Consider the following 17,139-nt stretch of genomic DNA (forward strand, 5'->3'; position numbering starts at 1 on the left):
CGGAACTGATCTGATATTCCGCTTTCAGGAAATGAACGGCAACACAACGGATTCGAATTGGCGGTGACCGTCGCGGTGGACACTGTGGCCGGTGCGGAAGGAGACCAATTCGCAGCGCGCGACGGTGGCTGCAACAGCGTCGAGGCGAACGGGGTCCACCATCCCACCCAGACCTCCACGCAGGAACAACATGTCGGCCTCGATGAGTGGCAAGCGATCCCACCACTGCGGATCCGGCCGGCGGAACTGCTCGAGCGCGGACCGCGTCATCGAGCGATCGAACGTCAGCGCGGCTCGCGGATGTCGCACCAAACTTGTTGTGGCGTGCCACAGTTCTGGCACACTCGGCAATTTCCTCGCGAACACCTGTTCCGGGTCACCCGCACGTAGTGGTAACGGCGCTTCCTCGATGACCAACTTCCGCACCACGGTGGGACGTTTCTGAGCGATCAACGACGCCGCGTGCCCGCCGAGCGAATGGCCGACCAGATCCACCTGATCGAGTTCGAGATGATCACACACGTCCATGACGTCGTCCGCGAACTCGTCGAACAGGTACGACGACGCCCGAGCGCTCCGGCCGTGGCCGCGAAGATCGACCGAGACAACTCGTCGGTTGCGCGAACGCAAGGTCCGCGCGAACTTGTCCCAGGTACCGCTGTCGCCGCCCATGCCGTGCACGAGAACTACCGGAGGCAGATCTGCCACACTGGGATGCGAGCCGGAATCGCGGTAGCTGATCTGGACCCCGCCGGCACTTCGTACGTTAGCGACACTCACGAGTTCCCAGGATAGACCTGTCCTCGCGGATTGCTGACGCGGTCAGCTGAGGCGGCAACTCCCCTGGTCTCGTGACCTCGTCGTAGCGAGCCAACCCGATCCTCGCGATGTTGCGCAGCGACTCGCTTGCATCGGCGAAGTATCCGCAATGCCCTCGAATGGCGCCGGTGTCGAAAACTATGGCTCCGTGCTGCGCTCGGACTGGAGACGGGCCGTGCCCGAGACGACCGATCTTCACGCGCGGGAAGTACCGGATCCAGTCCGACGGCCCCAGAGCAGCCCAGAGATTTCCGCCAAAGCACAGGTCCTCACGCGAACTGGTCCCCATTCCCGGGCTGCCGATCACCACACAATCGTCCGCGCGCGCCGACGGGAGGGCGAGTCCGCACACCACCGCCCCGTAGCTGTGCCCGACGAGCGTGACATGCGCCGAACGCGGCAGGATACGAGTCAACCGCGCCAGATCGATCGCACCGCGCTCTGCAAGAGTCCGCGAGAACGACTCGAGAAATCCCCACGGCGTCCGATAACCGACCCACACGATCACCGCGACGCGGTCGTTCGGCCCGAGCGTTCGGAGCATCCTTCCCAGTGTCCATCCGCTCACTCGTGGTCCTGTCGGACGGTTCTCGTCGAAGTAGTTTCCCAGGCCGTTGTCATTGCCTGGCACGAAGATCACGATGTGCTCAGCTGTGGCGACGTCCCCGAATACCTCCACGATTCGGCCTTCGCCGGCTTCGTCGTACGCAAGAAGTTGTGCGTCGCGTAGCTCCGTCGGCCGGTAGTGAAGTCGATCGGTTCCGGAAACGTCAGATCGGCCCGCCGTTTTCATGACACTCCTCGCGAAGAGTTGCAACGACGAGAATCATTGCAACAGTGAGTTTTTGAATGTCATCAACGCTAGGTGCCCGACGGCGTCAGTACGATGGCGCCAGCGCCCCTACTGTTCGTACAGCCGACTCGACCATGTCCGGTACAGCTGGCTGTACCTGTGAACTCATTCGTACACACCCTCCACCGACCATCCACCGCCTTCACAGATCATCAGCAGCGCCCGCGATTCCTCCAGCAGAACCTGAGCCCGCGCCGCCGTGCGCGCCGAGGCAGCGTCCCACCATCGCTCGTCTACCGGCCATGGCCCGGCCCATCCCTGCACTGCCCATTCCTTGCTCCCCCACTTCAGCCTTCCCGGCTGCGAACTGAAGACTCCGCGCTCGGTGACGTACACGGCATTGCCGGCCATATCCCCCAGCCATACCTTGGGGTTGTCGACGAAGATCGACCCCGGAGAGGGCTGCGGCAGACGACCAGGCCACGGGGCTGTCGGATCATGGGCAGCTACCCGCTCGTCTCCCAAGGGCAACAGGGTAATTCGCTCCGAGGGTCCTCGACCACCGCTCAGGACACCGACCTGAACCGATTCGCCGCCCAGAAGACCTTGCACGCGCACCAATGCTCGCCTGGCCCGCTCCTCCTCGTCGCCGACACCGCCCCACAGCCCCAACTGCAAGGCACCGGCACTGACCACCTCCACCGGTTCCAGACGCAACACCGCTATGCCTGCAGTCGGCCGAGTCTCACTGCGCCCGGTGAGCCAGCCGTCCAGTTGCCAACGCACTCGATCGGCCGTTCCCTCCGGCGTCAGAGGTTCGGCGCAACGCCAAGTCCGAGAAAGATTTTCACCGTTGCCCGTGCTGGCCGAAATCGACAGACGCGTACACGCGACCGCGGCGGCGGACAGCTTGTCGTGCAGCAGACTTGCCAAGGCACGCCCGGCAAACGCTGCGGCATCTACCCGCTCGATCGACGGATCGTAATGCTGCTCCACTTCCAGGTCCGGCGGAAGCATCCGCGCCGACGGTGGCCGCTCGGGTTCACCACGCGCGGCACGATGCGCGAGCACCGCATCGGCACCGAAACGCGAAGCGACGTCCACTGCCGGTAGATCTGCGAAAGCACCGATGGTTCTGATCCCGAGTCTGCGCAGCAGATCGACCAACTCTCCGCGATGCGGCGCAGAGAGGCTGGGCTCGGCCGCCAACTCCGGCATGGGTAGGGGTGCCAGAAACCGTGCTCCCTCCCCCGGCGGCACCAGCGCTGCCCGGCGCGCGGCAATGACCGCCGTGGACAGCTGGTCCGCCACACCCACCTGACTCTCGACGCCCGCAGCAGATGCCTGATCCACCAATCGTTCCGCCGCGGCTTCCTCCGAACCGAAGTACCGACTGACACCTCGCGCACTGAGCACCAGCAAACCCGGACGGAGTACCTCGACGCCCGGTGCCACCGCATCGATGGCCGCGGCGACCGGCTCGAACAATCTGGCGTCGCGTTCCGGATCTGCCGTCGCCACATACAGTTCCGGGCAGCGGGCCTGCGACTCGCGTCGACGCAAGCCTCGGCGAACTCCCTCCGCGCGGGCCGTCGCCGAACATGCGATCACCCGATTACCCGAGGTGACCGCGACGGGATGTGTTGCCGGAAGATCGGCAAGTGCTGCCGCTGCCACCGCCGGCCAATCCGGGCACCACAACGCCAGAACTCTGCTCACAGTGACACCACCTGCTCCGTCATCACCTGGGACGACACAGTCTCCACCGGCTGGGAAGGCACCCACTCGACCCGGCCGGCTGCACTGCAGATGTCCAGGCGCGTGGTCCGGGGCTGGAACGAGCGCCCCCGTGCACGAACCGCGAGGCTCAGGGAACTGAGCCGACCACGCCCCAACTCCCGGCCCTGACCGAACCCACCGTAACCATGGACCCGAGCGTCCAACCGAACTTCGGCTCCGTCCCAGTGACCTTCGGTGACAACAAGAGTCGAGCCCTTGCTCCGGGCGCGCGCCACCACCGCTCGCGCACGCGACGGGGATACCGACGCACCCGCCAATCCCAGAATCACCAGATCCATACCGTCGAGCAGCACAGCGGCGATCTCGACCGGATCCGGCCCAGGCGCCGGAATGAGTGCCAGACGTTCCAGTTGCGCACCCATCTCGTACGCCGCCAGCAATCCCAGTCGAGGTTGCCCGATGACTGCAACATGCCCCCCGGACGCCGTCACCGACGCGACCAATCCCAAAAGCAAGGAAGCAGCGCCCTCGACGGACACCACGGTTCCGCGCACCAAACCGCCCTGCGGTAGCAATGCCCCGATACCTTCCGGCACTGGGAGAACACCAGCCTTGTGCGCGCGGTCCACGACCGGTATGTCCCGGTCGGCAACACTCTCGAAGGCTGCTGCACTTGTCCCGGAAACACCAGCCACGGAAACACTCGGTCCGGAGAACGACGTATCGCCGCGAGAGGGAATGGACGCGATCTGTCGGCGGAGCTGTGCCAGCCGATCCTGACGGGACAACCCCGCCGCATCTGCCGACAGCTCTACCAACTCGGTCACCTCGGTCATCCCCATCCTCCGGAACACCGGAAAAACTCGCTGGTAGCAATCCATAACCAGCCGGCAAACCGCGGGGAAGTCGGGTTTGACATGCATCCAACGAACAGCAATTTCGAACATATTTTCGAACTGTTTTCAGTAAACCGTGTCACCCCCGACACGTCAAGCAGAGCCAAAAACCCAGTTCACAGGAGCCTCGAGCGTCACAGTGGCATCAATCCATTAACCTTGAGATGTGACAGCTCAGGAGCAGACAGGGAGGGGCATCGGGCCCGAATACCTGCTGGCGGGGCGGTACCGACTCCGCTCCAAGATTGGCGACGGAGGGATGGGCGCCGTCTGGCTGGCCCGCGACACCCTCCTCAGCCGTGACGTCGCGGTGAAACAGGTCACAAGTACGGAAGGCCTCGACACCGAAACGGCCGAAGAGGTCCGCGAACGCACATTGCGCGAGGGCAGGAACGCCGCAAAGCTCACCCATCCCCACTCCATCGCCATGTACGACGTCGCGATCGAGTCCGGCGAACCCTGGTTGGTCATGGAGTACTTCCCGGCTCGCAGCCTCGCCCAGGCCATGAACCTGGCCGACACGTTGCCACCACTCGAAGTCGCGCAGATCGGCGCGCAGATCGCTGCGGCACTCACCGAAGCGCACGCCGCAGGCATCGTCCACCGCGACATCAAACCCGGCAACATCCTGATCGCAGACCGAGGCAAGTCCCTCGGCACCGTCAAGATCAGCGACTTCGGCATCGCCCGTGCAAAGAGCGACGTGTCCGACACCCAGGACGAAGTCATCACCGGCACTCCCGCGTACTTCGCACCCGAAGTTGCCCGCGGCGACGACCCCACCGAGGCCAGTGACGTCTTCTCACTCGGGTCGACGCTCTACACGGTGATCGAGGGTCAACCGCCCTTCGGTATCGACTCGGACGCCATCGCCCTACTGCATCGTGTTGCCAAGGCCGAGATCTACCGACCCACCAAGTCCGGACCGCTCACCGACGTTCTCCTTCAACTCCTCGAGCCGGACCCCATCCGACGGCCGACAATGGCTCAGGCACGCGACGCTCTCGCTGCAGCCGCGACGGGCGGTGGCACGATCGAGCAGCTGATCGACGCTCCCGTCTACTCGTCCGAGGGAGCCGTACCGGCCTGGGCTCACCGGACCACACAACTTGCCGACCCACACCGCCGCAATCGCTTGACCGGATCCACGATCACCGGACTTCCAGCAGTGCAACAGAACACGCCACTACGGAACGTTCCCAGTCCGATGGACATGTTCTCCTGGCCGCCGCGAATACCGACCGGGCCCGCCGATGCCAGCACCCGTGACAAGGTAGTGGCCTGGGCTCCCCTCGCCATGACCGGCATGATTGCCGTCATCATCTTGGCCGCGCTGATCGTCGTCATCCTGGTATTCACGGTCTGACTGGTGTTCGCACTCTGACTTGGACGCCTTACGCGGGCAGAATATTTGCGTTGAGGTGAAACACGTTGTCCGGGTCGTACTTCGCCTTGACTGCGGACAATCGCGCATACTTCGCCGCGCCGTAGGAGGCTCGCACTCGGTCCTCGTCGACATCGGTCATGAAGTTGACGTACCCGCCTTGATTGGACGAGAACGGACGCAAGGCTTCCCAGGTCTCACGCACCCACGATCGATCCAATTCCAGTGTCCCGGCATCGGTGGCCGTAGCCGTCATGTTGCACACGTAATGTGGTGTGCGAGAACCACCGAACGCAGTCTCGTCCTCGCCGACGGAAGTGAAAGCTCCCTGCAGCGGAAAGACCGGCATGAAGGACATCGGCGACGATTTCTTGCCCGCTTGCTCGGTCAGAACATCGATCACGTCGTCGGAGAAATCCACCAGGTCCAAAGCCTTCTCATAGGCGTACGCACCCCACGGTTCCGAGTCGTCGAGCATCGATTGCAAACCGGTGTACGGGAGCGGGGTGACGAACTCGAACAGCGTCGGCACGCCCTCTCGGATCGGCGCAATCGCATTAGAGTGTTCCTCTTCCGATCCGAAACCGGCTACCAGCAACGCGTATCCGGGTAGCAGGTGAAACTGATCCGGGACAAACGGTGCCGGCGGCGCGGACAAACTGACGGCAACCATCGCTCCCGCATTTCTCGGCAGGGCAGGCACCACTTCGCGGCACAGACGAAGCGCTGCCGGTCCGTCCTCCATTCCCCAGAAGAACAGTCCCAGATGCACTTCCGGACCGATCTCGCTCAGACGGTACTCGAACTCGGTGACCACTCCGAAGTTTCCGCCGCCGCCGCGCAGTGCCCAGAACAAGTCGCTGTGATCGTCCTCGGAGGCCCGCACGATCGAACCGTCGGCGAGCACCACCTCCGCCGACACCAGATTGTCGATCGCCAGGCCGAGCGTGCGGGTCAGCCACCCCATGCCGCCACCGAGCGTCAGGCCACCGACGCCGGTATCACTGATCACTCCACCGGTCACTGCCAATCCGTGTTCCTGCGTCGCGGCGTCGAGGTCGGCGATCGTCGCACCACCGCCGACCCTGGCTCGCTTCGCGGACGGGGCGACGGTCACTACGTTGATCGCGCTGAGATCGATCATCACACCGCCTTCGCACACCGATGTGCCGCGGTAGGAATGCCCGCCGCCTCTGACCGAAACCTCCAATGAATGGGCTCTGGCAAATGCAAGTGCCACAGACACATCCGACGCCGACCGGCACCGGGCGATCACCGCCGGCCGATGGTCGATCTGCCCGTTCCAGATCGACCTGGCGTCGTCGTACTCCGGATCTCGGGGACCGAACACAGAACCTGTGATCGCCGATTTCAGCGGCGCGAACTCGACTGTCGTCATCACGCACCGCCCTTATCGGGTGTCGCGGTGAGAAGCAGGTACTCCCACTCCATCACGAACGGCTCACTTCCGGTGCCGTACTTTTTCGCCAACTCGAGCAGATCTCGGTCCAGTGCCTGCGCTCGGTCAGGATCGTCGCCGATGTTCCGGTACACCGCGATGGTCGGCCCGTAATTCTTCTTGAAGAAATCACGGAAATCTTCCGGTCCGCTGAATGTCTCCACACGCAGTACGTCTGTCCTGGCGTCGACATCACCGAGCAGATCACGAACATGGTTCTCGTCGCCCCACAACGGCGCCGGTTGGGTGCCGGGCGGTGGCGGCGGCGCATACGGCTTCATCGTTTTGAACATCTCGCCGATGAATCCCGTCGGAGTCCAACTCAGCACTCCGATCTTTCCGCCGGATCGGCATACTCGCAGAAGTTCGTCCGCGGCACGCTGATGGTGCGGGGCAAACATCACGCCGACGCACGAGAGCACCACGTCGAACTCGTTGTCGCCGAAGGGAAGAGCCTCGGCATCGGCCTCCTGCCAATCGAGTTCGACACCCGCGAGCGCCGCGGCCTCCTTTCCTGCCACGAATAGTTCGGGAGCCAGGTCGGTGGCGATCACCTGTGCACCCAGCGCGGCCGCCGGGATCGCCGCATTGCCCGACCCCGCCGCGACGTCGAGCACCCGATCTCCTTTCTGCACGCCGCATTCACGTACCAATACAGGTCCGAGTTCCGCGATGACCTGCGCCGCTACCGCCGGATAGTTACCGAGACCCCACATTGCCCGGTGCTTCGCCTTCAGCTCCCGGTCCAGCCCGAGCGTTCCCGTTGATCCACTCATTACCGTTCTCCTTCAATATTTTTCGTACTCCGAACCAACAAAGTTGATGCCGTTACTTCGACGCTACGACGACGGTTCGCACCTCTCCAGTACGAAATCTGTACCGGAGCACCCCGGAGGCCTACGATCGAGAGATGGGGTCCTCGTACCACCAGTTCTGCCCCGTCGCCAAGGCGATGGAGCTACTCGACGAGCGGTGGACACTGCTTCTCCTCCGCGAACTGATCATGGGAAGCGAGCATTTCAACGATCTCCGCCGCGGGCTTCCGCGAATGTCACCGACACTGCTCTCGACCCGGCTTCACCAGCTCGCGGTCGCCGGCATAGTGGAGCGAGAAGAAACCGACTGCGTCGTCAGCTATCGTCTGACCGACGCCGGCCGTGAACTGCGTCCCGTGGTCGAAGCTCTCGGCATCTGGGGCACCAGATGGATCGGCGAGCTGGGCGACGAAGATCTGGATCCGAAACTGCTGCTGTGGGACATGCATCGCCGGGTGGATCATTCCGTGGTGCCCGACGGCAAGACCGTGGTGCACTTCGCGTTCTCCGGAGTGCGTGGACATTCGCGGAACTGGTGGCTCGTCATCAATTCCGGTGAGGTGGACATGTGCGATATCGATCCGGGTTTCGACGTTGCAGTGTCAGTCTCTGCGGGCTTGCGACCGATGACCGAGATCTGGCGCGGTAACCTGACCTGGTCGGACGCCATACGGTCCGGTGATGTCACCATTTCGGGGCCGACAGCGTTGCGTCGTAGCTTGCCTTCGTGGTTCGAACTCTCGACTTTCGCATCGATCCCGCGCCCCGCATAGCGCACGCTCACCAGCCCCGTTCCGTCCTGTTACAGAGCTGTTGCAGACCGTGACACCGCCGACGAACGGTGACCATCTGCCGGTGACACTGACCGAGCAGTCTCTGATATATGCCCAGCCACTGCGGAATCATCCGCTTCGTCGCCCTCGGTGCAGTCGTGCTCGGTGCGGTCACGCTCAGCGCGTGCTCGTACACAGAAGAAGCACAGCCGAAGAGCGGTAACTACCTTGCCACTCAGCCTGATTCAGGACCTTCAGGCGGCGAGATCGAGGACGGCATCAGCTTGCAAGACACTCATGTGCCCGCGCTGGCCCGTCTCGATGCCGCACTGCTCGCGGCGCTGCAGTCGGCAGCGGCCGACGCACAGGCATCCGGAGTGGACATGCACGTCACGTCGGGTTGGCGGTCCGCGGCATACCAACAGCGACTGTTCGACGAAGCCGTCGTCAAGTACGGCAGCGTGGACGAAGCGTCCAAGTGGGTGCACTCCCCGAGTCTGTCGAAGCATGTCAGCGGACAGGCCGTCGACATCGGACCGACAGACGCCGACGACTGGCTCATACAGCACGGCAGCGATTACGGCCTCTGCCAGACCTATGCCAACGAGATGTGGCATTTCGAATTGGCAACCACTCCCGGCGGGGAATGCCCGCCCCAGCTGAGCAACCCTTCGGACGAAAGAGCGGAAGGCTGATCATGACACGAGTCAAACCAGCGAGACTGATTGCCGCACTAGCACTCTTGATTCTCGGAGTCGTCGAATTCGAATTGGCGGTCAACACTACCGGTGGTCAGATCGTCGACCAACAACTCATGGTGGGCGCGGCCACCTCCGAACGCCTCAGCGTGTTCTCCGCCGAATTCATCGGCCTCGTCACCCCGATACTGATAGTGGGAGGAGTGCTCGTGGCGCTCATGATCACATTGCGCAACAACCCGATTGCGCTAGCTTTACGCGTCGTCGTCGTGACCCTCGGCCCCATCACGACGGCCTGGGTTCTCAAGCAATCGCTGGATCGACCGGACCTGAACGGTCTGGTGATGCACAATTCCTTCCCCAGCGGCACTTTGACGGCCATCGCTGCTCTGGTCTGCGCGATCGTGATCGTCACACCCTCGAAGTGGCGGGCGGTCGTTGCGGTCAACGGTGCGTTGGTCACCATCGGAACCGCGATCTCCGTAGTCGTGCTGCAATGGCACCGTCCGAGTGACGTGATCGGTGCGCTACTGCTCGTCGGCTGCTACACCCTTGCTGTGTCGGCATTTCCGTTGAACACCAGCGTCGCCCGGCATGCGGTACTGGCAGACTCAGGCAACGAGCGACTCTCGCGAGTGTGATCCCTGTACCCTTGGCTGACCGAGATTCCTCCGACCGCAGAAGGCCCCTGATCATGGCGAGTCCAAGGTGAGCTCATGGTGAGCATTCTTTTCATAGAAGACGATCCAGCCGTGGCCGAGGCAATCACGTTGGGACTGAACCGACTCGGGCACAACGTCAGCCATCGCCCCGACGGTAACGGCGATTTCGACGACGCCCTGGGGGCCACCGACCTCGTCCTACTCGACCTCGGGTTGCCGGGAGCCGACGGTTACGAGATCTGCCGACGTATCCGCACCCGAAGTTCGATCCCGATCATCATTCTGACCGCTCGATCCGACGACATCGACACCGTTGCCGGTCTGGAAGCCGGTGCCGACGACTACGTCGTCAAACCGGCCAGTCCGCGTGTTCTCGACGCTCGGATCAAAGCCGTCGTCCGGCGTTCGGCACCCGCAACGACGCGTCCAGATGTGGCGCCGGGTGCAGAGACGTTCGGCGACCTGGAATTGGATCGGTCGTCATTGCAGGTCCGCAAGGCCGGGACGCTGCTGACGCTGACCCCGACCGAACTCCGACTGATACTGGCGCTGACCGAGAATCCCGGACAGGTGCTCAGCCGCAGGCAGTTGTTGTCCGCAGCCTGGGACCAGGAATACCTGGGCGACTCACGAATCGTCGATGCAGCAGTGCAGCGGCTGCGCGGAAAGATCGAGGACGACCCAGCCGCACCGACCGTCATCGAAACGGTGCGCGGGTTCGGGTATCGCTTCAACACCAGCTCAGCTCGATGAGACCGCACTGGCTTCAGGTCGACGGTCTGCGGACCAGGCTCGTGCTCGTGTTCATCGCAATCGTCGTGATCATCGCCGGAGCAACCGCAGGCGTCGTCTCGTTCATGGCGCGGTCGTGGATCTATTCCAACGCTCAGGACGTCGCAACGGCACAATTTCGCGACGAACTGCAGTACAGCAACGGAGTGCCGATAGACGAGTTGACACCTGCCAACCTCGAACAGATCTTCCAGTCCGACATGACTCTGATCGCCGACGGCGAAGTCATCCGTCAAGGAACTGTGGATGCGGCAACGATCCCACCCAGCTTCGAAGAGGGTTTGGACAGTCCCAAACTGATCCGCTTCGAAAGACTCGACTCCCAGCGCATCATGTTGGGAATGTCGGTCAATGTCGTGGACATGAGCGCAGACGACGGCTACGACAACGAGACACTGGTCAAAGCCGTTACCATCCGGCCGCTGGTAGGGGTGCAGGACAAGTTCGACGACCTGCTTCGAGCTGTCGGCCTCACCCTCGCCGCCGGCGTGTTGGTGAGCGGACTGCTCGGGCTGTGGATCGCGTCGACGCTTGTTCGTCCGCTCAAACGCCTGGACGAAGCCGCCGCCCGTGCCGCCGACGGCGACCTGAGCGTCCGGCTCCCCGAAGACGGAGTAGCCGAACTCGCCCAGGTCACAACAACGTTCAACAACATGGTCGCTCGCAACGAAGCGGTCATCCGAGGCCTGGAAGAATCGGAAGAGCAGTCGAGAAGGTTTGTCGCCGACGTCTCCCACGAGCTTCGAACGCCGCTGGCCGCACTCGTGCCGGTCAGCGAAATTCTCCGTGAAGAGATCCCCAATCTTCCGCCCGACGCCGCCGCTGCCGCGCGCATCGTGAGCAGTGAGATCGGCAAGCTCACTCGACTTGTCGAAGACCTCATCGAAATGTCTCGCCACGACTCTCAGCAAGCGCACCTCGTCCTCGACGACGTCGACCTCGTCGAATTGACCGAGCGCACACTCGAGAGCCGCGGCTGGATCGAAACCGTCGAACTCAGTGCACTTGAAAATGTCAGTGCCAGAGTGGATTCGCGTCGAATCGACATCGTCGTCGCCAACCTCGTCGGTAACGCATTGCGCCACGGAGCGCCCCCGGTTCGCGTCGAGTTGAGCGTCGAACCCGGTTTCTCCGTCATCACCGTCGTCGACCACGGCCCCGGCATCTCACCCGAAGACCGGCAGGCGATCTTTCGGCGGTTCTACAAGGTCGACACCGCGCGCGGGCGCAGCGAGGGCAGCGGACTCGGACTCTCGCTCGCCGTCGAGAACGTGCACTTGCACGGCGGCACCATCGGCGTCGACCAGGTGGACGGGCGCACCGTCTTCACGGTACGCCTGCCCAATCGCTGACCCCCCCTCCCCGAGCGAACGTACCTTTCAGCGCACCCAAGGCGATCGTCGTACCGTTCGCTCGAAAAGGGGTGGGCATGTCGCAACCCAACACCGCCCACCTCCGACCAGATAGTGGGATTGTGGTTTCAACATGTGAAACTGCGCGCGTAGCCTGGGCACCGTCGAACAGCGCAGAAATCGGAGGGCACCATGACGCAGGCGTCGCGGTTGGAAAAGACGGCCGTCTCCCCGAAGGCATGGACGATGCTCGGAATCGGCGTCGCGGCCCAGGCAGCAGGCACCGTCTTCGTCAGCACCCCGGCCTTCCTGATCCCGCTACTGCATTCCGAGCACGGTCTCTCGTTGACACAGGCCGGAACCCTGGCCGCTGCACCCACTTTCGGTATGGTTCTCACGCTGGTGGCGTGGGGAGCGATGGCTGACAGATTCGGCGAGAAATGGGTCATCTCCATCGGGCTCGGCCTGACGGCGATCGCCGCGCTGGCCGCGACCACCACCGACAACTACACACTCCTCGGGATCGCATTTCTGCTGGGCGGTATGGCTGCGGCGAGCACCAACGCCGCCAGTGGACGTGTTGTGGTCGGCTGGTTTCCCAAGGACCGGCGCGGCCTCGCGATGGGAATCCGGCAGATGTCACAGCCCCTCGGCGTGACCATTGCGTCGCTGACTATCCCGACTCTTGCTGCGAACGTCGGAATCGGTTCGGCCGTCGGATTGTCGGTAGCTCTCAACGGCGTTCTCGCCCTGATCTGCGCCGTCGCATTGATCAATCCCCCGCGACCGGCGGCGCGGCCCACAGATATCCCGGTCGAATCGGTCAACCCGTATCGCTCGAACTGGTTCCTCTGGCGCATTCACGTCGTCTCGGCACTGCTGGTGTTTCCGCAGTTCACCCTCTCGACATTCGGTCTGGTCTGGCTGATCAGCGAGCAAGGATGGGACGCTGCGCCCGCTGGTCTCCTGATCGGGGTCTCCCAGTTCGTGGGTGCGCTCGGACGCATCGTTGTCGGATTCTGGAGTGATCGCGCCGGAAGCAGAGTTGGCCCGCTGCGGTTGGTAGCGGTTTCTGCATCTGCGGTCATGCTGGCAATGGCAGCAGCCGACGCAGCGCCATGGAGCGTTCCGGCATTGATCCTGCTGTTGGCAACTACCGTCAGCGTCGCCGACAACGGGTTGGCGTTCACATCCGTCGCCGAAGCTGCCGGGCCGAAATGGCAAGGAAAAGCGTTGGGCGCACAGAACACCGGCCAGTTCATCGCCGCGTCAGCAGTGGGCCCGGTGGTCGGTGCGCTGATCGGCGCGGTCGGCTACCCGCTCGCCTTCGCGATAGTCGCAGCGTTTCCCGCCGCCGCAATCCCCTTGGTGCCCAGCCGAGATCGCGACATCAGCGTCTAGTCCCTCATCGGATTCGGTTGCACTGCAGGTCCGGTCAGATCACAATGCGGCTTGCAGGCAACCGAATCCGCTTCCTGAACAGGCTCTACAGTCGGAGTTCGGATCAGCGTCGCGGCAATCACCGCACCGATCAACAGCAGCGCCACGCAGATGTACATCGCGTACCGGAATCCGTCGGAGAAATTCGTCGGATCGACCAGACTCTCGGCGTCGATACCCACGAGCGCAGGCAAGGCCGCAACCGCAAGAAGCTGGCTCGTGCGGGCAACGGCATTGTTCACACCGGACGCAATTCCCGACTGCTCCACCGGCACCGAGCCGAGCACCGCGGCAGTCAACGGCGCCACCATCACCGCAAGGCCCAGCCCGAACACCAGAACTCCCGGCAACACGACGGTCAGGTACGACGCGTCCGGCCCGATACGCGTCATCAGCACCAACCCCACCGCGGCAACTGCCGGTCCGACCGTCATCGGCAGTCGTGGTCCGTGGGTCTGGGCGTAACTTCCCGCTCTCGACGACAACAGCAAGAGCGCCAAGGTGATCGGCACGGTCGCGACACCGGCTGCCACCGGCGAGTACCCGGCAACCAATTGCAGTTGCAGCACAAGCAGGAAGAACACACCGCCAAGCGCCGCATAGACCGCAAGTGTCACCAAATTAGCTGCGACGAACATCCTCGAGCGGAACAGTGACGGCGGCACCAAGGCGCTCGGTGAGCGTCGTTCCACCACGACGAACAGGCACAGAGCGATCATTCCGATCAGACCGACTATCAGGTTGACCTCGATCAGCCCGTACGTCAGCGCGCCGAGACCGACTACTGCGCAGACGGATCCGACCACATCCAGATGCTCGGGTGGATTCGGATCCCGGCTCTCCGGCACGTGGCGCACCGCTGCCCACACCACGACGACCGCCAGCGGAATGTTGAGGAGGAATACCGACCGCCACCCCGCCACTTCCACCAGCCAACCACCGAAAAGCGGTCCGATGGCGCCCGCAACACCACCTAAACCCGACCACAATCCGATGGCTGCGCCGCGGTCCTCTTCACGAAGTGACGCGGAGATGATGGCAAGGCTGCCAGGCGTCAACAGCGCCGCCCCCACGCCCTGCAGGATCCGTGCAATGACCAGAAACGTGATGTCAGGTGCAATTCCGCAGAGCAACGACGCGACCGCGAACCAGACCGTCCCCCACACGAATACCCGTCGCCGACCCCAACGATCTCCGAGGGCTCCCCCGAGCAGGATCAGTGACGCCAACGCCAAGGTGTAACCGCTGAGAGTCCACTGCAGCCCCGCGACACCGGAACCCAATTCTTCACCGATATGCGGAAGAGCAATGTTGACGACGGTGCCGTCGAGGAGAGCCATGCTCGAGCCGAGAACGGTAGCGGCGACAACCCAACGCCCACGTCTCGACGCGAGCGCCAGTGGTTCCGTCATCGGTCCATGGTGCGCCTTCACACGCAATCGCGAAAGAGCGCGCGGAAATTCAGTCGATCTGGCGGCGATGTGCCCAACGCGTCAGCGCATTGCGATTGGACTGCTGAGTTTTTCGCAGGACATTCGACGCGTGAGTCTCGACGGTCTTCACGGAAATCACCAGGTCCTCGGCGATTTCACGGTAGGTGTACCCACGTGCCAGCAAGCGCAATACCTCGAGTTCTCGCGGAGTCAGCGAGTCGAGTTCCGGATCGAGTTGCGGCTCCGGTGCATTGGAACGCCCGGTGAAGGAGTCCAGTACGAAGCCTGCCAGGCGCGGCCCGAACACTGCGTCACCACCGGCAACGCGTCGCACGCCCTCGGCAAGTTCGGATCCCGAGATCGTCTTGGTCACGTACCCGCGCGCACCACCGCGGATCACCGCGATCACGTCTTCGGCCGCGTCGGAAACGCTGAGCGCCAAGCACACCGGACCGGAATCGATTCCCCGCAGAACTGCCACTCCACCACCGTCGGGCATGTGGACATCGAGTAGAACGACGTGCGGCTTCGTCGAGTTGATACCCGCGATTGCCTCCGCGACGCCACCGGCCTCACCGACGACGTCCATGTCTGCTTCGCGCGAGAGTTCCGCCCTCACCCCGGAGCGGAACACTGCATGATCGTCGACAAGAAATACGCGGTACGGGGGCGGCGCAAGCGAAGTCACTGGGGCTGTTCCTCGGGGTTGTCGACACGGTCAGCAGTCTCGTCCCACTTTAGAGCAGAGTCACCGAGCGGCATGTGCACGCGGATCTCGGTGCCCTTTCCGATGTCGGACCGAACCACCACCCGGCCACCTCGACGTTCGATGCGACCACGAATCGACTTGGCCAACCCCTGACGATCCTCCGGCACAGCATTGACGTCGAATCCGACGCCGCGATCCCGCACGAACACACTGACTTGGTCGCCCTCGACCTCGGCGAACAGATTGATTTCCTTCTCCCCCGAGTGCTTTGCGGAGTTGACGAGAGCTTCGCGCGTCGCACCGAGGAGCGCGGTGAACGCCTCCTTGGGCAGACCGTTCTCGACGCCCTCGCCTTCGAGTTGCACGTCGCCGACCGTGACGGGGCGGACCGTGACACCGTGTTGGTCTTCCACTTCGCCGGCGATGATCTTCAGGCCTTCCGTCAAACTCGTGTGGTCGATGTCCCCGCCACTGAACAACCACTTGCGCAGTTCGCGTTCCTGACCACGGGCCAGTCGCGCAACTTCTTGCGGATTGTCGGACTGCTTCTGAATCAACGCCAAAGTCTGAAGCACGGAGTCGTGCAGATGCGACGCAATCTCTTCACGCTCGTCGTTGCGAATTCGGGCCGCACGCTCGGCGCCGAGAGCACGCCACATCCGCAGCCACAACGGCACTGTCAACAATCCGACACCGATGAGCGTGACCACCACAGCCAAGAGGGACGATCGCAATGCTTCGAGGTCGACCTGCGCCAGGACGACGACGCCGAGACCCAGGACGATCAGCGTGGCGCCCCCGACCACGCGCGCCCACGTGAGAACGGTTGGCCGCTGCGGCAAGCCGATGACGGTACGCGGACCGTCGGAGTCGAATTCGCGCCACACCAAGGCAGCACCGATCGCTACGACGAAGAACGGCGCGAGCACCGAACCCGCCGTGCCACTGAACAACCACGACAACGCCGCAGCGCCGCCCAAACCGAGTGCGATCAATCCGTACGCCCGCTGCCGCTCGGCGGCGGACGGCTTCTGGGTGTCCGTGCCGGCTGAGGTGAAGATCCAGAGGGCGCCGTAAATCACGATGCCGGACCCGGCCATCGCCGCGAGAATCGCGAAGGCGACTCGAACTTTCAGGACGTCGATCCCGAGATGATCGGCGATACCGCCAGCGACACCGGCGACGATGCGGCCGCCGGAGCGCCGCTCCAACTTTCGCAGCGGAACGCCGCCCGGGATGGGCACACCCTTCTTCATGGGTACGGCGGGCGCCGGTACCCCGTTGACAGGCGGGCCTCCTGGAAACCCGGGAGCGGGTCCGCTCACGAACGGCGGATCTGACACATATTGCACATAGTCGATACTGGCACGAACC

General features: G+C 63.4%; 16 protein-coding genes. 7 read left to right on the forward strand and 9 right to left on the reverse strand.

Annotated features, from left to right (window positions below; genetic code table 11):
- Positions 1-24 precede the first annotated feature (24 nt).
- From ACFWEM_RS14360 to ACFWEM_RS14375, 4 genes are all read right to left on the reverse strand, one after another.
- Positions 25-780, reverse strand: coding sequence for an alpha/beta fold hydrolase (locus ACFWEM_RS14360; protein ID WP_378447771.1), 756 nt, complete (start codon positions 778-780; stop codon positions 25-27).
- Positions 767-1,612 carry an alpha/beta hydrolase gene (locus ACFWEM_RS14365; RefSeq protein WP_378534376.1) on the reverse strand — a complete coding sequence of 282 codons (846 nt, stop codon included), beginning with the start codon at positions 1,610-1,612 and terminating at the stop codon, positions 767-769. The genes ACFWEM_RS14360 and ACFWEM_RS14365 overlap by 14 nt, the downstream gene beginning before the upstream one ends.
- Before the next feature lie 165 nt (positions 1,613-1,777).
- Positions 1,778-3,331 carry a DNA polymerase Y family protein gene (locus ACFWEM_RS14370; protein WP_378534378.1) on the reverse strand — a complete coding sequence of 518 codons (1,554 nt, stop codon included), beginning with the start codon at positions 3,329-3,331 and terminating at the stop codon, positions 1,778-1,780.
- Entirely contained in the window at positions 3,328-4,188 is an 861-nt protein-coding gene (locus tag ACFWEM_RS14375; protein WP_378534380.1) for a hypothetical protein, read from the reverse strand. The genes ACFWEM_RS14370 and ACFWEM_RS14375 overlap by 4 nt, the downstream gene beginning before the upstream one ends.
- A 226-nt stretch (positions 4,189-4,414) precedes the next feature.
- Between ACFWEM_RS14375 and ACFWEM_RS14380 the strand changes: the two genes are divergently transcribed.
- The gene (locus tag ACFWEM_RS14380; protein WP_378534382.1) at positions 4,415-5,614 is read left to right on the forward strand and encodes a serine/threonine-protein kinase; all 1,200 of its coding nucleotides are present in this window, start codon (positions 4,415-4,417) and stop codon (positions 5,612-5,614) included.
- 28 nt (positions 5,615-5,642) lie between these two features.
- Here ACFWEM_RS14380 and ACFWEM_RS14385 read toward each other — a convergent pair whose 3' ends face one another.
- The gene (locus ACFWEM_RS14385; protein WP_378534384.1) at positions 5,643-7,031 is read right to left on the reverse strand and encodes an FAD-binding oxidoreductase; all 1,389 of its coding nucleotides are present in this window, start codon (positions 7,029-7,031) and stop codon (positions 5,643-5,645) included.
- The gene (locus ACFWEM_RS14390) at positions 7,031-7,867 is read right to left on the reverse strand and encodes a class I SAM-dependent methyltransferase (protein WP_378534386.1); all 837 of its coding nucleotides are present in this window, start codon (positions 7,865-7,867) and stop codon (positions 7,031-7,033) included. Before ACFWEM_RS14390 ends, ACFWEM_RS14385 begins: the two co-directional genes overlap by 1 nt.
- Before the next feature lie 134 nt (positions 7,868-8,001).
- Here ACFWEM_RS14390 and ACFWEM_RS14395 point away from each other — a divergent pair, with 134 nt between their 5' ends.
- The 6 genes from ACFWEM_RS14395 (at position 8,002) to ACFWEM_RS14420 (ending at position 13,584) form a co-directional block, all read left to right on the forward strand.
- Positions 8,002-8,679 carry a helix-turn-helix domain-containing protein gene (locus ACFWEM_RS14395; RefSeq protein ID WP_283303251.1) on the forward strand — a complete coding sequence of 226 codons (678 nt, stop codon included), beginning with the start codon at positions 8,002-8,004 and terminating at the stop codon, positions 8,677-8,679.
- Positions 8,680-8,789: 110 nt separating this feature from the next.
- The gene (locus ACFWEM_RS14400; protein ID WP_378534388.1) at positions 8,790-9,374 is read left to right on the forward strand and encodes a M15 family metallopeptidase; all 585 of its coding nucleotides are present in this window, start codon (positions 8,790-8,792) and stop codon (positions 9,372-9,374) included.
- Between the two features lie 2 nt (positions 9,375-9,376).
- Entirely contained in the window at positions 9,377-10,018 is a 642-nt protein-coding gene (locus ACFWEM_RS14405) for a phosphatase PAP2 family protein (RefSeq protein WP_378534390.1), read from the forward strand.
- A gap of 75 nt (positions 10,019-10,093) precedes the next feature.
- Entirely contained in the window at positions 10,094-10,792 is a 699-nt protein-coding gene (locus ACFWEM_RS14410) for a response regulator transcription factor (RefSeq protein WP_378534393.1), read from the forward strand.
- Positions 10,789-12,183: a sensor histidine kinase gene (locus ACFWEM_RS14415; protein WP_378534395.1), complete on the forward strand. Its 1,395-nt coding sequence runs from the start codon at positions 10,789-10,791 to the stop codon at positions 12,181-12,183. The genes ACFWEM_RS14410 and ACFWEM_RS14415 overlap by 4 nt, the downstream gene beginning before the upstream one ends.
- Before the next feature lie 192 nt (positions 12,184-12,375).
- A complete protein-coding gene (locus ACFWEM_RS14420; protein ID WP_378534397.1) occupies positions 12,376-13,584 on the forward strand; it encodes an MFS transporter in 1,209 nt (402 codons plus the stop codon).
- Here the strand turns inward: ACFWEM_RS14420 and ACFWEM_RS14425 are convergent.
- From ACFWEM_RS14425 to ACFWEM_RS14435, 3 genes are read right to left on the reverse strand one after another with little or no spacing between them, the layout of a single operon-like run.
- A complete protein-coding gene (locus ACFWEM_RS14425; protein ID WP_378534399.1) occupies positions 13,581-15,035 on the reverse strand; it encodes an MFS transporter in 1,455 nt (484 codons plus the stop codon). The two genes, ACFWEM_RS14420 and ACFWEM_RS14425, sit on opposite strands and share 4 nt — an antisense overlap.
- Before the next feature lie 49 nt (positions 15,036-15,084).
- The gene (locus ACFWEM_RS14430; protein ID WP_003940972.1) at positions 15,085-15,744 is read right to left on the reverse strand and encodes a response regulator transcription factor; all 660 of its coding nucleotides are present in this window, start codon (positions 15,742-15,744) and stop codon (positions 15,085-15,087) included.
- Entirely contained in the window at positions 15,741-17,021 is a 1,281-nt protein-coding gene (locus ACFWEM_RS14435) for a PspC domain-containing protein (protein ID WP_378534594.1), read from the reverse strand. The genes ACFWEM_RS14430 and ACFWEM_RS14435 overlap by 4 nt, the downstream gene beginning before the upstream one ends.
- Positions 17,022-17,139 lie beyond the last annotated feature (118 nt).

It is taken from the genome of Rhodococcus sp. NPDC060176, from assembly GCF_042728675.1.
Taxonomy (GTDB): domain Bacteria; phylum Actinomycetota; class Actinomycetes; order Mycobacteriales; family Mycobacteriaceae; genus Rhodococcus_F.